This is a genomic window from Alistipes putredinis DSM 17216, assembly GCF_000154465.1.
Classification (GTDB): Bacteria; Bacteroidota; Bacteroidia; order Bacteroidales; family Rikenellaceae; genus Alistipes; species Alistipes putredinis.
The window spans coordinates 747,876-762,124 of record NZ_DS499577.1 but is presented as its reverse complement, the minus strand read 5'-3'; the positions used below and the strand labels follow the sequence as shown (position 1 = coordinate 762,124).

Genomic DNA, 14,249 nt, shown 5'->3' with positions numbered 1-14,249 from the left:
CCGCAAAAATACGAAATAATTCGGCCGTTCGGTAAAGATAGCGCTTATAAATCGACCTCGGAAAAGGGAACGAGATGCGGTAATTCGTCCGGAAAGGTTAAAATATCGGCCGGGTTTCGTATCTTTGTGCCACTGTTTCCGATAACCCTCCGGAACCGCCCGGTTCCTTCGGAGCGATCCGGAACAATACGGTTTTACGGAAAATGCCTTTCGGGGCCAAATACATATCGAAATGAAAAAGTTACTTCTGATCTTTCTGCTGATCGCCGCCTGGAGTGTGCAGGCCCGCGAAGTATATCCGCTCTGCGACGACTGGCTCTTCTCGTTCCGCTACGAAAACAGCAGCGACAACGCCCGCTGTGTCACGCTGCCGCACACCTGGAACCTCGATGCACTGGCCGGGACGATCCCATACCTGCGCACGACCGCCGACTATCAGCGCAAACTCTACGTACCGCAGACCTGGACCGGAAAGCGGCTCTTCCTGAAATTCTACGGCGTGGAGAGCGTCGCCCACCTCTTCGTAAACGGAACTTACGTCGGCGAGCACCGGGGCGGAACGACCGCTTTCGTCTTCGAAATCACCGACCGGGTGAAATACGGCAGCGAAAACCTGCTTCGCGTAGCCGTGAGCAACGCCATTACGGGCGACGTGCTGCCGCTCTCGTCCATCCACAACATCTACGGCGGCATCAGCCGGGAGGTAGAACTCATCGTCACCGACCCCACCGCCGTATCGCCTCTGTATCTGGGCTCGTCGGGAGTCCTGATCCACCCTCGGGCCGTATCGACCGAACGGGCCGAAGCCGAGGCCGAAATCCACCTCATCTCGAAAGGCGACAACTTCTGCCGCGTGACCCTCGAAGCGTTCGATCCGGACGGAATTCAGGCCGCAGCCAAAACGATAAAGGCCAAACTCGACGGCAAACCCGTCGTCATCCCCTTCACGGTCGAAAATCCCCGACTGTGGGACCTCGATCACCCCAACCTCTATCGAATGCGGGTATCCGTCGAGAGCGACACCTCGCGCGATGAGATCGAAATCGCCACGGGCTTCCGCAACATCCGCGTCACACCCGAAGAGGGTTTCCGCCTCAACGACTCGCTCGTTCGGGTTCACGGCGTAACGCTCTACTACGACCGTCCGGGCACGGGTAGCGCTATGGAGGCGGAGGACTATGCCGAAGATTTCGCTTTCATACGCGAGTTGGGAGCCAATGCCCTGCGCTCGCCCGCAGGACCGCACGCCCCCTGTCTGTACGACCTCTGCGACCGCACAGGCGTACTGGTCTGGATCGACTTGCCGCTGATCCGGGCACCTTTCCTCAGCGACGTTTCCTATTATCCGAACCCGCAACTCGAGGCGAACGGTCGCCAGCAACTGCGCGAAATCATCGCCCAGCATATCAACCGGCCGTCAGTGGTCATCTGGGGACTCTTCGACTGCCTCTGGCAACGGGGCGAAAACCCCGTGCCCTATGTGCGGACACTGAACGAACTGGCAAAAAAAATGGACCGCAGCCGCCCGACGGCGGCCACCAGCAACCAGGACGGAGAACTGAACCAGATCACCGACCTGATCGTATGGGCGCAGAACATCGGCTGGGACAAAGGCCGCACGGAAGACCTCGAAATCTGGCTCGGCCAGCTTCGGTCGGGGTGGAACCAGCTCCGTTCGGGCATCTGCTACGGTGAAGCGGGGCAGATCGAACAACAAGGCGATCCGGCTCGCCGACGCCGCTCGAACAGCCTGCTCTGGCAGCCGGAAGGACGGCAGACCCGTTTTCATGAAGATTACACGAAATACCTGGCACAAGACACGCTGCTGTGGGGAACCTGGATCAACACCCTGTTCGACTACGGCTCGGCCCGCCGTCCGCAGGGCGTGGAGGCTACGGGGCTCGTCACGCTGGACCGACGACGCCGCAAGGACGCTTTCCATCTTTACAAGGCTTTGTGGAACAACACCGAACCTACGCTCCACATCGCCGGACGCCGGGAGGATGAGCGTAACGGCGACTTGCAGACCGTAACCGTCTATTCTTCGGCCGGAGAGCCGGTCGTAACCCTCTCGGGCGACACGCTCGCGGTCGAGCAATACGCACCGTGCATCTACCGCTGCGACTCGGTACGGCTCAACGGCCGGATGAAGATAGAAGCGAAAGCCGGGGATTTATACGACGAAACGTTCCTTACCGGAAACTGCGCCTTAGTAGCTCCGCCGCGTCGGGACCCTCAGCAAACAGCAGGTCTGCGACTGACAAATTAGGCGCGAAAGGCAGCCGGTCGGAAAAGACCTGGAAATAGGACTCGGCATGAAACGCCGGGTCCTCTTTTTGTTTGGGCCTCAGATCGAGGTCGCCGGGAGCGGCTTCGACGTATTGCTCCGAAATACGGGGGCGGTTCTGCACATTCAGTTTTTGAAGCAGCACCTCCGTCAGTTCGAGGTCGTAATCGACCAGAAAATCGTATTCCCGCCGATAGAAAGGCTCGAACGAGGAGCGGTAGTGATCGAAATAGGGCGATCCCCGGTAAGCCGACACCAACGAAATCCAATGCTGGTGCTGCCACCGCTTCGAATAGTCGAGCCGCACATCCCGCATCGGCGTACGGGGACGGTTGGCATGCCGCACGTGCACCGTGAGGTCCATCACGCCGCCCGAAGCGAGAATTTGCGCCCGATTGCGCTCCGAACGCTTGACAAAATGTTCCCCGAGGTCGATGACGCAATCGTCGCACAGCAGGTGTGCGAAATATTCGACCGACCCCAAATAGGCTGCAGGCAGAATCGTCATGGTCGTTCCGGTTGATTTTCAGGATCGGCCCAATCGCCGTTGGCCTTGATGAGCGCCACGAGCCGATCGAGCGCCTCCTCCTGAGGGATATTCTTCTCCACCACCGTGCGCCCCTTGTAAAGGGTGATACGCCCCGGAGCGGCGCCCACGTAGCCGTAATCGGCGTCGGCCATCTCGCCGGGTCCGTTTACGATACAACCCATCACGCCGATTTTCAAATTTTTAAGGTGCGAGGTTCGGGCACGGATCGCGGCGAGCGTACCCTCTATATCGTAAAGCGTACGACCGCAGCTCGGGCAGGCGATGTATTCGGTGCGGGACATCCGCACGCGGGCTGCCTGCAGGATCATCAGCTCGATCTCCGCGATCTCCTTTTCCGAAAGGTGCGGCGCGTCGATCCGAATGCCGTCCGCCAGCCCGTCCAGAAAGAGCGACCCCAGATCGGCGGCGGCTTTGACGGCGACGGCTTCGACCGTCGTATCCTCGTAACGGCGGCACACCGCGACGGGTTCGTCCGCCCGGTCGAGGCTCAGGATCGCAGCCCGCAGTTCGGCCGTAGGATTCTCGGTCAGGGCTTCGATCACCCGCCAGTCGGCAGGCAACTCGGAGTGAATCAAGGGAGTTTGCACCCGAGTGCGGCGGCTGTATCGCGTCGGCGTATAGCGCTCCGGGTATTTGACGGAGAACACCCCGCTGCGGCGGGCAAAATGATCGACCAAAAGCTGCGCCACGGGGATCTCGTTCTCGGGCGCTTCGGTCAGCGAAACGCGGATCGTGTCGCCGATACCGTCCGCCAAAAGCGCTCCGATACCGACAGCGCTCTTGATGCGTCCTTCGATCCCGTTTCCCGCTTCGGTGACGCCCAGGTGGAGCGGATAATCCATCCCCTCCCGCTCCATCGCTTCCGCCAGAAGCCGGTAGGCGGCCACCATGACCCGCGTATTGCTCGACTTCATCGACACCACGACCTGATCGAACGCCTTTTCGCGGCAGACGCGCAGGAACTCCATCGCCGAGGCCACCATCCCTTCGGGGGTATCGCCCCACTCGTCGAAAACGCGCTTCGAGAGCGAACCGTGATTCACGCCGATGCGGATCGCCACGCCGCGCTCCCGGCATCGGTCGATGAGGGCTTCGAACTCCCCGTGCGATGAGTTATAATTTCCGGGGTTGATGCGCACCTTGTCCACGTATTTCGCAGCGATCGCAGCCACTTCGGGCACGAAATGGATGTCCGCCACGACGGCGGCATCGCATCCCTCCTCCCGCAAACGGCGGACGATCCGCTCCAAATTCTCTCCCTCCCGACGCCCCTGGGCCGTCAGCCGGACGATAGGACCTCCGGCCCGGAAGATGCGTTCGATCTGCCGAATACAGGCTTCGGTATCCTTGGTGTCGGTATTGGTCATCGACTGCACGGCGATCGGGCGGTCACCTCCGATCACAACCCGTCCGATGCGAACTTCACGGCTCGGGCGGCGCTCATACTTGGTCAAATTCATGTCCTGCCAGAATTTATTACCACAAAGGTAGTGAAAATGAAGGCAGGATAAAACAGACATTCGCGTTTTATCCTGCACAAACCGGAATGGCGACCGTTCGGCGGCGCCGCGCTATCGGGCAGTCATATTCTCCAACTCCTTGAGGATGTAGTAGCGGTTCAGGGATACGGGAGCCTTCTTTTCGTCCAGATAACGGTAAATGGCCGTAATGCCGCAGGCGAGCCGGACCGTCGCGTCCCGATCGGGCGAAGCGGCCGCGAAATCGAACAGCAGCTCGGCGAATTTTTCCAGGTTCTCGTCGCTGAAGCCATACTCACGGGTCAGCACGCCGATAAAGTCCTCCCGGGCCAGCAGAGTGTCGATATCCAGATCGAGCGCCTCCGCCAACTCCGTCCGGGCGGTTTCGCAAACGGCCTCTCCCGCCCCGCTTCTCCGCAGGATGCCCGCCTTCTGCAAAAGGGCTTCGATGAGTTTGCCGATCTTGTCGATCTCCCGCAGGATGTAATCTTCCATAACTCCTCCTTATTTGCCGAAAGGTACTGAAAAATCTTCGGAAATATCCGTCCCTGCGGACAAAATCGGGCAAAATATCCGATCGACAAAAGTTCGATACTCTGCTACGAATCCTTTTCCGCCCTGTTCGGGTCGCCGAACACTTACTTTTCATTATCTTTGTAGAAGATAGGATGCACCTCGGAAAAACGGGAACAAGTTCCCGTTTTCTCTCAGCTTTCGCTATCTTTGCAAAAAGCAGCACCGGCAAAGACAGGCGGTTCTCGAATAAATCCGATACGGCCTCGGGTTTACCGTCCCTGCTGAAGACGACGCTTCGGCGACGTTCGATTAAATTTGGCGCTGCTCTCGGCTTGCACTATCTTTGTCAGGCAAACAACGTATGGCGAACTATCTCGACAACGACATCAAATTCGTCGCGGGCGTAGGCGAGGCGCGGGCCCGGCTGCTGGAAAAGGAGCTGGGCATCCGCACGCTGGGCGATATGCTCTGCCACTATCCGTTCCGCTACATCGACCGTACGAGGATCTACCGCATCGACCAGATCGCGGAAGGGGATTCCGCACTCATCCAGTTCCGGGGGCGCATCACAGGCGTCAGCTATGCCGGAGCAGGGCGCAAACGACGTTTCACGGCCGTCGTGAACGACGGCAGCGGCGTGGCCGAACTGGTCTGGTTCCAGGGAATCAAATGGATCGAAAAACGGATCGAAGTGGGGCGCGAATACCTGATTTTCGGCCGCCCATCCTTCTTCAAGGGCGAACTGTCGGTGGTACATCCCGAAATCGAAACCATCGAGAAAGCCTTTTCCCGCAAGGCCGAAAGCGGTCTGCAAGGCATTTACTCCTCGACCGAGCGGCTTTCGAGCGTCCTCGGCACCAAAGGCATCTACACGATCGTCTGCAACCTCTGGCCGATGGTGCGGGATCATATCCGCGAAACGCTGCCCGACCGAATGCGGACCCGGTACGGCCTGCTGTCGCTGCGCGATGCGCTCTACAACATCCATTTCCCGCAATCGCCCGAACTGCTGCGGCAGGCGCAATACCGGCTGAAGTTCGAAGAGCTACTCGGCATTCAACTGGGTATCCAGTCACGCCGCACGGCCCGCCTGTCGAAAAACAACGGATTCCTCTTCCCCAAAGTGGGAGGCGTATTCAATACCTTCTTCAACACCAGGCTGCCGTTCCCGCTGACCGGGGCACAGAAGCGCGTGGTCAAGGAGATCCGGCAGGACACGATCTCCGGCTACCAGATGAACCGCCTGCTGCAAGGCGACGTGGGCAGCGGCAAGACCCTCGTAGCGCTGATGTCCATGCTGCTGGCCGTCGATAACGGCTTCCAGGCCTGCATGATGGCTCCGACCGAAATCCTCGCGCGCCAGCACTACGCCACCTTCCAGAGGATGCTCGAAGGAATGGACGTGCGGGTGGCGATCCTTACCGGAGCATCCAAAGCACGCGAACGGCGGGAAGCCCTCGCCGGAATTGCCGACGGCTCGATCGACCTGCTGATCGGCACGCACGCCCTGATCGAAGACCGGGTACAGTTTTCGAACCTGGGATTCGTGGTGATCGACGAACAGCATCGCTTCGGCGTCGAACAGCGGGCACGGCTCTGGACGAAGAACGAGCAACCGCCCCATATCCTGGTGATGACCGCCACGCCCATTCCCCGCACGTTGGCGATGACCCTCTACGGCGACCTGGACGTTTCTGTGATCGACGAGCTGCCGCCGGGACGTCAGCCGATCCGCACGGTGCACTACACCGACGCGGCCCGCCTGCGGCTCTTCGGTTTCATGCGGCAGGAGATCAAGAAGGGAAGACAGATTTATGTCGTCTATCCGCTTATCAAGGAGTCCGAAACGATGGACTACAAAGATTTGCAGGACGGCTACGAAGCCATCTCGCGCGACTTCCCGCTGCCGGAATACGTCACAACGATCTGCCACGGCAAGATGAAACCCGAAGACAAGGAGGAGTCGATGCGTCAGTTCAAGAGCGGCGAGGCGAATATCATGGTCGCCACTTCGGTCATCGAGGTCGGCGTCGATGTTCCCAATGCTACGGTCATGGTGATCGAGTCGGCCGAACGATTCGGCCTCTCGCAGCTTCACCAGTTGCGCGGCCGCGTTGGACGGGGCAGCCAGCAGTCCTATTGTATCCTCATGTCGGGCGAGAAGCTCTCGAAGGAGGCCCGCCTGCGGCTCGAAGCGATGTGCGAAACCAACGACGGATTCCGCCTGGCGGAGCTGGACCTCAAGCTGCGGGGTGCGGGCGACGTGAACGGTACGCTCCAGAGCGGCATGGCCTTCGACCTGAAGATCGCCAACCCGACGCTCGACAGCCAGATCCTGACCGTCACCCGGGAAGCGGCCGCCGAAGTGCTGACGGCCGACCCGACACTGACCCAAAACGGCCACGAGGGGCTTCGGGAACTCCGCAAGCGCTACTCCGGCCGTGAAGAGATCGATTTTTCCCAAATATCCTGATTCATTCACCTCGGCACGATGAAACACACCGCTTTCCTGCATTTTAACGATTCCGCAGCTTTTCGCACGGCAGGGTATTTGAACCACTCCGGAAGAAGTTCCGCACAAGGCAAACCTTATCCGCCCCGGAACGACGACCCGAACCGGCGGATTGTAAAGCCCGAATCGAAAACTTTCCGCAATTCATCCGCAAACACGTCGGCAGAAACAGATAAAACAGCCGTAAAAAACAGAGTAAATTACTTTTTTGCAACTTTTCAATGAAAAAACAGATTTTTTTCACCGTCCTGTTTTTCCTGGCAGCCCTGCCTGCTGGCGCCCAGCTCTACCAGCCGGGCGAAGTACTCGATTACCGGGCCAGCTACAAGGCCAAATTCTTTCCCAATACCGAAGTGGGAAGCGTACGCGTGACCACCGTCGAAGAAGAATATGAAGGAGAGCCGATGTACCGCATCGTGGCACACGGCAAAACGCTCCCCGCCTTCCGCTGGGTAATGAACGTGGACGACAAATATACGATTCTGGTCGATCGCGAGGAGTTGAAGACACGCCGTTTCGAAAGCGATATCCGCGAAGGCAACTACCGGTTCTGGAGCAACTACGTGTACGACTGGCCCGAAATGACGGTACACACCCGGTGGCAGGGACGCCGCATGGTGCGCGATACAACCAAAACGATGTCGCTCACCCCGCGCAGCATGGACCCCGTGTCGCTCTATTTCCACCTGCGGAGCATCGACCCGGCAACGCTCCAGGAAGGAAAAACGGAGGTGCTCGAAATGCTCCTCGAAGATACGATCCGCCATCTGCGGTACCGCTTTCTGGGGCGTGAAACCAAGAAAATCCGCAGTATGGGTACGTTCCGCACCCTGAAGTTCGCCTGTCAGATCGGCACCTCCGAAGGGTACTCGTTTACGGACGGAACGGAGTTCACGGTCTGGATTTCGGACGACAAAAACCTCATTCCTCTCTACATCGAATCGCCGGTCCGCATCGGCAGCGTTCAGGCCTATATTTCGGGATATCACGGACTGAAATATCCGTTGAGCAGTAAAATCAAATAAAAATCCATTATATTTGCAGAACATGGGGTGAGGTTCTGCGATTTTCGGACACAAACCGGCAGCGATTGCCCCGTCTTTTATTATATTTGTATAAAATATTCGCACCATGGAAGAGAACTATCAAGGTTACAACCAACCCGAATACGAAAACGACGATCCCCGCAAGGGCGCGAACAAGTCGATCCTCGGCTACCGCATCGTCATCATTATCCTGGCGGTGATCCTGGCTGCCATCACGGTCCTCTATTACAACATCCATCGCCAGCAGCAGGCCGATTACGACCTGTTGGTCATCGACCGCGATTCGATCCAGAACAACCTGAGCGACCTGATGCAGGATTTCGACGACCTGCAACTATCCAACGACACCCTTTCGCTCCAGATGGGCATCGAACGCCAGCGGGCCGACTCGCTGATGCAGCGGCTCAAACAGGAGCGTTCGTGGAGTCTGGCCAAAATCAAGCAATATGAAAAAGAGGTCGGCACGCTGCGTACCATCATGCGGGGTTATCTTCACCAGATCGACTCGCTCAACACGCTCAACAAAAAGCTGATCGACGAAAACGTATCCTACCGCAAGGAGATCACCACGGCCCAGATGCGTGCCGAGATGGCCGAAGAGAAGGCCCAGGAGCTCAACAACAAAGTACGCCAGGGATCGGTTATCAACGCCCGGGGTATCCGCATGGTAGCGCTCAACGCCCGCAGCAAGGAGGTGTCGCGCATCAAGAACGCCGAGCGTCTGCGCGTGGATTTCACCCTCACGGCCAACGCCCTGGCGACTCCGGGCGAAAAGACGATCTACGTCCGCATCCTGTCGCCCGACGGATACGTGCTGTCGAGCGAAAGCGTTCCGACGTTCGAATTCGAGGGCGAACGCCTCTCTTACTCCGCATCGCGTGACGTGGATTACCAGAACGAAGACCTCAACATCGGTATCTTCTACACCGGCAGCGGCTTCACCGCCGGTACCTACCAGGTACAGATCTATTGCGACGGGTTCCTGATCGGCTCGATCGAGCTGCCGATGCGATAAATAAGGCTTCGTCCGACCCAGACAACAGAAAGCGTCCGGCCTTGCAAGGCCGGACGCTTTCTGTCACAGAGTGGTTTGCGACGATATTTACACCTGGAATCCGCAACGATCCCTGCAAGAATCATTCGTTCCAGATCAGAGCGGAAGCGCCGAGGATCGCGGCATTTTGGGCCGGAATGCCGCTGGGCAGCACCTTCACGTTGCCCCGGTAAACGGGCAGCAAATTCTCCTCCAGGTAACGGCGCGTCGGTTCCAACAGGAGCTCCCCGGCTTGGGCCAGGCCGCCGAAGAAGAACACGGCTTCGGGCGAGGTGATCGCTACGGCATTCGCAAGGGCCCTTCCCAGCCTCTCCGCCGTACAGCGAAAAACCTCGAGCGCCAGCGAATCACCCTTTTGCGCCGCTTCGGTAATTATCCGGGCGTCGAACTTGTCGTAAGGTACATCGCGTAAAACGCTCGGCACCGTTTCCCGGGCCATCAACTCGAAAACCGTCCGCTTGATACCCGTCGCGGAAACATAGGTTTCCAGACAGCCACGGCGTCCGCAGCCGCATTGCCGTCCTCCGGGTTCGACGACGACATGCCCCAGCTCTCCGGCCATGCCATCGTGCCCGTAGATCATCCGACCGCCGGCAACGAATCCCGATCCCAACCCGGTTCCAAGCGTTACCATGATGAAATCCCGCATTCCCCCGGCATTGCCGTAAGCGATCTCCCCGAGAGCGGCGGCATTGGCGTCGTTGGTAATACGGACGGGAATCCCGGGAAAAGAGTTGCCGACCTCCTTGCAAAGCGAGAAAAACCGCCGCCCTTCCTCCGGATTCGGCTCTCCGGATCGAAACTTCCAGAGATTGACCGGACGCTCGATCCGGCCCGTATGATAGTTGGCATTCGGAGCACCGATCCCGATACCCGACAGTACAGCCCCGGCAGGCATCGCCGCACAAAGCTCCCGCAGCGTCCGTACGAGCATTTCGACATAAGCCGAATAGTCGTCGAAAAAAGGGTACTCCGCTGTACGAAAAGAAGATCGCGCATAGACTTCACCCGTGCGATCGACCAAACCGAGGACCGTATTGATCCCTCCGATATCGACGCCGATGACCAATTTTTTCATAAAAAGGATAAATTTTACAGGTTAATCCGGTCAAAGTTAGAAAATAATTGCACGCTATCGACTTTTTTTCCTACTTTTGGGGGAGTATTTCCACCAGGCACAGGCAAAACGAACTTGCCCGAATTATGCCGGACAGAGAAAATGACGACGAAGTTCAACGATTCTTACCCATCGGATTTCAGCATGCAAAACAACGACCAAATTCTGGAAGCCATCGAACATTATCTGGGACAAATCGGATATCCCGAAGAACCCGGCAGGTTGTACGCACCGATCAGCTATTCCCTCACGATGAGCGGGAAACGGTTGCGTCCCATGTTGCTGATGCTTACCTGCGGAATCTTCTCCGACCAGCCCCAGGCGGCCATGCCGGCAGCGGCAGCCGTCGAGGTTTTCCATAATTTCACGTTGCTGCACGACGACATCATGGACAACGCGGCGATGCGCCGGGGTAACCCTTCCGTCTTCGCCAAATGGGGACAGAACGTCGCCATCCTGTCGGGCGATGCGATGCTCATCAGCGCCTACCGCCTGTTGAGCGAATACCCGCCCCAAGTGCTGCCGCAGATTCTCGCCCGCTTCAATACGATGGCCATCGAAGTCTGCGAAGGCCAACAGTACGATATGGATTTCGAAACCCGGGAGTCGGTTTCGGTCGAAGAGTATCTCCACATGATCGAACTCAAAACTTCGGCCCTACTGTCGGGTGCGACCGTCATCGGAGCGATCATCGGCGGGGCGGGCGAAGAAGACTGTCAACGCCTCTATCGTTTCGCCACCGAACTGGGACTGGCGTTCCAGTTGCAGGATGACCTGCTGGACAGTTACGGCGACGAACGGCTGGGCAAGGCGATCGGAGGCGACATCCTCGAAGGCAAAAAGACCTACCTGATGGTCATGGCCCTCAGCAAGGCGTCGGCCGCCGAGCATCGAATCCTCGCTTCGACCTATTCCGATCCGACTCTTTCCGATCAGCAGAAGATCGCGCGCGTGCGGGAGGTTTTCGACAAACTGGGCGTCGCCCGTCTGACCGAACAGCAGATCAACCACCGCTTCGAACGGGCGTTGAACATTCTCGATACGTTATCCGTACAATCGGAAGGCACGGCCCGCCTGCGGGAGTACGCCGGCAGCCTGATCGGACGCAACAAATAAATCCTCGGCCCAATGAAACGCAGCGACATAGAGATCATGGCTCCTGCAGGAAGTTACGAATCCCTGCATGCAGCGATCGACGCCGGAGCCAACTCCGTTTATTTCGGAGTGGGAAGGCTCAATATGCGGGCCCAATCCGCCGCCAACTTCACCCTGGAAGATATGGGGCAGATCGTTTCGATCGCCCGTGAACACGGCGTGAAAAGCTATCTGACGGTCAATACGGTGATTTACGACGAAGAGATCGAAACCCTGCACGCGACCATCGACCGTGCCTGCGAGGTGGGCGTGGACGCCATCATCGCCACCGATATGGCCGCCATCCAATATGCCCGCAGCGTCGGCATGGCCGTACATATCTCCACGCAAAGCAACATCTCCAACATCGAAGCCGTCCGGTTCTTCGCCCAATGGGCGGACGTAGTGGTCCTGGCCCGGGAACTCGACCTGGTGCAGGTCGCCCGTATCAGCCGGGAAATCGAACGGCAGCGGATCACGGGCCCCGGCGGAGAGCTGGTACGGATCGAAATGTTCGCCCACGGCGCCCTCTGCATGGCCATATCGGGCAAATGCTACCTGTCGCTCCACACCAGCGACGGATTCTCGGCCAACCGGGGAGCCTGCCGGCAGATCTGCCGTCGCAAATATCTGGTTACGGACCCCGAAACGGGCGAAACACTCGACGTCGAGGGCAACTATATCCTCTCGCCCAAAGACCTCTGCACGATCGACTTTCTCGACTACTTCATCGAATCGGGCGTGCGGGTCCTCAAGATCGAAGGGCGTGCGCGGGGTGCGGAATACGTCAAACGCGTGGTCGAATGTTACGACCGGGCGCTCCGGGCCATGGAAGACGGCGACTACACGCCGGAACTGGCCGCCGCACTGAAAGAGCGGCTGGCAACGGTATTCAATCGCGGATTCTGGGAGGGATACTACGCAGGACGCCCGATCGTGGAGCACAGCCGCCACCACGGATCGGCCGCCACCAAACGCAAAGTCTATGTGGGCAAGGTGACCAACTTCTTCAAAAAAATATCGGTGGCCGAGGTGCTCGTCGAAGCGGCTCCCCTATACGAAGGGGACGAACTGCTCTGGGTGGGCGAAACGACCGGAGTGGTCGAACAGCACGGGGACGAAATCTTCGTGGACGAGCACCCCGTGCAAACAGTACTCCAGGGAACGACCTGCTCGGTCAAAACCGTCCAACTCATCCGCCGGGGCGACAAGCTCTACAAACTGGTCGATACGATCGGATAAGAAACAAGGCACCGGACTATGAAGTCCGGTGTTTCTTTTTTACAAATACACATTTTAATTACCCCGATATTCATCGGCTTCCGATCGGGCGAAAACTTCGATTCGATCTCTTGCAAAAAGATCCGGAAGGCTCGCACACACCGGACAAAGGAGTGACGAACTACGCCGGTCGGATTCGTAAAATCGGGGAAATCCCCTCGCAAATCGCCCTCCTCTCATAACAACTCGCACGATAGACGGCATATATGCCCTTGCCGGCAACTTCGCCCCGGAGAAAATCGGGAGGGGCTACCTTCGAAGCGCCGCAATAAAATCGGGAAAAAGCGTCCAGAGATTTTCAGTGCGGAGCCACAGCTCACGAGCCTGGGCCTGCACCGAAGGGCGCTCGCTCTCGATATCCTCCAGGTACTGCCCGTCGGCAGGATGTTCGTCGGCGGTAAATTCGGCAAAATAGGGTGCGAATCGGGTCCTGAAACGGATCGCATCGCCCTCGGGAATACGGCCGCTGCGCCGAAAAGCCGCCCACATGGTCAGCACCTCCTTGCAGGCGTATTTATCGGAAATATCGTTGCTCACCTCGTCGAAAAGTTCGTACTCCTCCATTGCCAGGTAATTGAACGCCAACAGGATAATTGCCTCCAGATGGTCTTCGGGATCCAGTTCGAGAAGCAATTCGAGCATGGCGGTAGACATTTCGAAATCGTTGATCAGGAAATGGTCGATCGCCGAAGCGTGAATCACCTCGAGCGCCGCACGCGTATTGGGATCCTCCCATTCGAGAATCACCTCCTCGTCTTCGGGCAATAATTCGGAAATGCGCTGAAAGGCGTGAAAGCGTTCGTTGCAGGCCTCTTCGACCCGCCCCTGGCGCTGCAACTGTTTGGAATGGGTCAGAACCCGTACAAAATCATACGCCCCCTGACCAACGATCTCGAATGTCTGATCCGGAGTAGGATTGAGCGTAGCCTTATCTTGCATGACGGTTTTGTTTATTAGCGGATTAACTCCTCGTAATTTTTTATCTTCCCGAGGATTCGGATTCCGGTCCGTACGACCTCCGAAACCATGGCGATACGAAATTTTCGGGGCGAAGATAGCAAGAATGAGAGAAAAAATCGCACTTTTTCCAAGAAATAGTCCTTACCATTTGATTTTATTCAAAAAATTTTCCGATATTTGCATCCCGAAAGGGTTTCACAAAACTCCCTATTGCCGAAATAGCTCAGCGGTAGAGCACTTCACTCGTAATGAAGGGGTCCCGAGTTCAAATCTCGGTTTCGGCTCTAACAATCAAGAGATTACAGTTTTTGTAA

Annotated in this window: 11 protein-coding genes and 1 tRNA gene; 7 read left to right on the top strand and 5 right to left on the bottom strand. The window is 57.6% G+C overall.

Annotation, left to right across the window (positions count from 1 at the left end; translation table 11 throughout):
• Positions 1–232: 232 nt before the first annotated feature.
• Entirely contained in the window at positions 233–2,269 is a 2,037-nt protein-coding gene (locus ALIPUT_RS03605; RefSeq protein WP_004328346.1) for a glycoside hydrolase family 2 protein, read from the top strand.
• Here the strand turns inward: ALIPUT_RS03605 and ALIPUT_RS03600 are convergent.
• The 3 genes from ALIPUT_RS03600 to ALIPUT_RS03590 form a co-directional block, all read right to left on the bottom strand.
• Positions 2,193–2,795 (bottom strand): WbqC family protein, encoded by a 603-nt coding sequence (locus ALIPUT_RS03600; RefSeq protein ID WP_040293168.1) that lies wholly within the window; start codon positions 2,793–2,795, stop codon positions 2,193–2,195. The genes ALIPUT_RS03605 and ALIPUT_RS03600 overlap by 77 nt on opposite strands.
• On the bottom strand, positions 2,792–4,297 hold the full coding sequence (ispG, locus tag ALIPUT_RS03595; protein WP_004328344.1) for a (E)-4-hydroxy-3-methylbut-2-enyl-diphosphate synthase: 1,506 nt from the start codon (positions 4,295–4,297) through the stop codon (positions 2,792–2,794). Before ispG ends, ALIPUT_RS03600 begins: the two co-directional genes overlap by 4 nt.
• A gap of 111 nt (positions 4,298–4,408) precedes the next feature.
• Positions 4,409–4,810 (bottom strand): hypothetical protein, encoded by a 402-nt coding sequence (locus tag ALIPUT_RS03590; protein ID WP_004328343.1) that lies wholly within the window; start codon positions 4,808–4,810, stop codon positions 4,409–4,411.
• Positions 4,811–5,192: 382 nt separating this feature from the next.
• Between ALIPUT_RS03590 and recG the strand changes: the two genes are divergently transcribed.
• From recG to ALIPUT_RS03575, 3 genes are all read left to right on the top strand, one after another.
• Entirely contained in the window at positions 5,193–7,304 is a 2,112-nt protein-coding gene (recG, locus tag ALIPUT_RS03585) for an ATP-dependent DNA helicase RecG (RefSeq protein WP_004328342.1), read from the top strand.
• Between the two features lie 260 nt (positions 7,305–7,564).
• Positions 7,565–8,368, top strand: a complete 804-nt coding sequence (locus ALIPUT_RS03580; protein ID WP_004328340.1) for a DUF3108 domain-containing protein — start codon at positions 7,565–7,567, stop codon at positions 8,366–8,368.
• Positions 8,369–8,474: 106 nt separating this feature from the next.
• Positions 8,475–9,404, top strand: a complete 930-nt coding sequence (locus ALIPUT_RS03575; RefSeq protein ID WP_004328339.1) for a hypothetical protein — start codon at positions 8,475–8,477, stop codon at positions 9,402–9,404.
• 121 nt (positions 9,405–9,525) lie between these two features.
• Here ALIPUT_RS03575 and ALIPUT_RS03570 read toward each other — a convergent pair whose 3' ends face one another.
• A complete protein-coding gene (locus ALIPUT_RS03570; protein ID WP_004328338.1) occupies positions 9,526–10,521 on the bottom strand; it encodes an ROK family protein in 996 nt (331 codons plus the stop codon).
• 183 nt (positions 10,522–10,704) lie between these two features.
• On the opposite strand from ALIPUT_RS03570, the gene ALIPUT_RS03565 reads away from it, so the two are divergent.
• Both ALIPUT_RS03565 and ALIPUT_RS03560 read left to right on the top strand, forming a co-directional pair.
• Positions 10,705–11,676: a polyprenyl synthetase family protein gene (locus ALIPUT_RS03565; protein ID WP_040293411.1), complete on the top strand. Its 972-nt coding sequence runs from the start codon at positions 10,705–10,707 to the stop codon at positions 11,674–11,676.
• A gap of 12 nt (positions 11,677–11,688) precedes the next feature.
• Positions 11,689–12,936, top strand: coding sequence for a peptidase U32 family protein (locus tag ALIPUT_RS03560; RefSeq protein ID WP_004328335.1), 1,248 nt, complete (start codon positions 11,689–11,691; stop codon positions 12,934–12,936).
• Positions 12,937–13,224: 288 nt separating this feature from the next.
• Here ALIPUT_RS03560 and ALIPUT_RS03555 read toward each other — a convergent pair whose 3' ends face one another.
• Complete coding sequence (locus ALIPUT_RS03555; protein WP_004328333.1) at positions 13,225–13,914, bottom strand: hypothetical protein; 690 nt, start codon at positions 13,912–13,914, stop codon at positions 13,225–13,227.
• 233 nt (positions 13,915–14,147) lie between these two features.
• Here ALIPUT_RS03555 and ALIPUT_RS03550 point away from each other — a divergent pair.
• Positions 14,148–14,219: transfer RNA gene (locus ALIPUT_RS03550), tRNA-Thr, on the top strand.
• Positions 14,220–14,249: the final 30 nt, after the last annotated feature.

Coding starts and splice junctions, on each gene's coding strand:
- ispG (WP_004328344.1), bottom strand. CDS start 4,297: ATGAATTTGACCAAGTATGAGCGCCGCCCGAGCCGTGAAGTTCGCATC.
- ALIPUT_RS03570 (WP_004328338.1), bottom strand. CDS start 10,521: ATGAAAAAATTGGTCATCGGCGTCGATATCGGAGGGATCAATACGGTC.
- ALIPUT_RS03560 (WP_004328335.1), top strand. CDS start 11,689: ATGAAACGCAGCGACATAGAGATCATGGCTCCTGCAGGAAGTTACGAA.
- ALIPUT_RS03590 (WP_004328343.1), bottom strand. CDS start 4,810: ATGGAAGATTACATCCTGCGGGAGATCGACAAGATCGGCAAACTCATC.
- ALIPUT_RS03600 (WP_040293168.1), bottom strand. CDS start 2,795: ATGACGATTCTGCCTGCAGCCTATTTGGGGTCGGTCGAATATTTCGCA.
- recG (WP_004328342.1), top strand. CDS start 5,193: ATGGCGAACTATCTCGACAACGACATCAAATTCGTCGCGGGCGTAGGC.
- ALIPUT_RS03605 (WP_004328346.1), top strand. CDS start 233: ATGAAAAAGTTACTTCTGATCTTTCTGCTGATCGCCGCCTGGAGTGTG.
- ALIPUT_RS03580 (WP_004328340.1), top strand. CDS start 7,565: ATGAAAAAACAGATTTTTTTCACCGTCCTGTTTTTCCTGGCAGCCCTG.
- ALIPUT_RS03565 (WP_040293411.1), top strand. CDS start 10,705: ATGCAAAACAACGACCAAATTCTGGAAGCCATCGAACATTATCTGGGA.
- ALIPUT_RS03575 (WP_004328339.1), top strand. CDS start 8,475: ATGGAAGAGAACTATCAAGGTTACAACCAACCCGAATACGAAAACGAC.
- ALIPUT_RS03555 (WP_004328333.1), bottom strand. CDS start 13,914: ATGCAAGATAAGGCTACGCTCAATCCTACTCCGGATCAGACATTCGAG.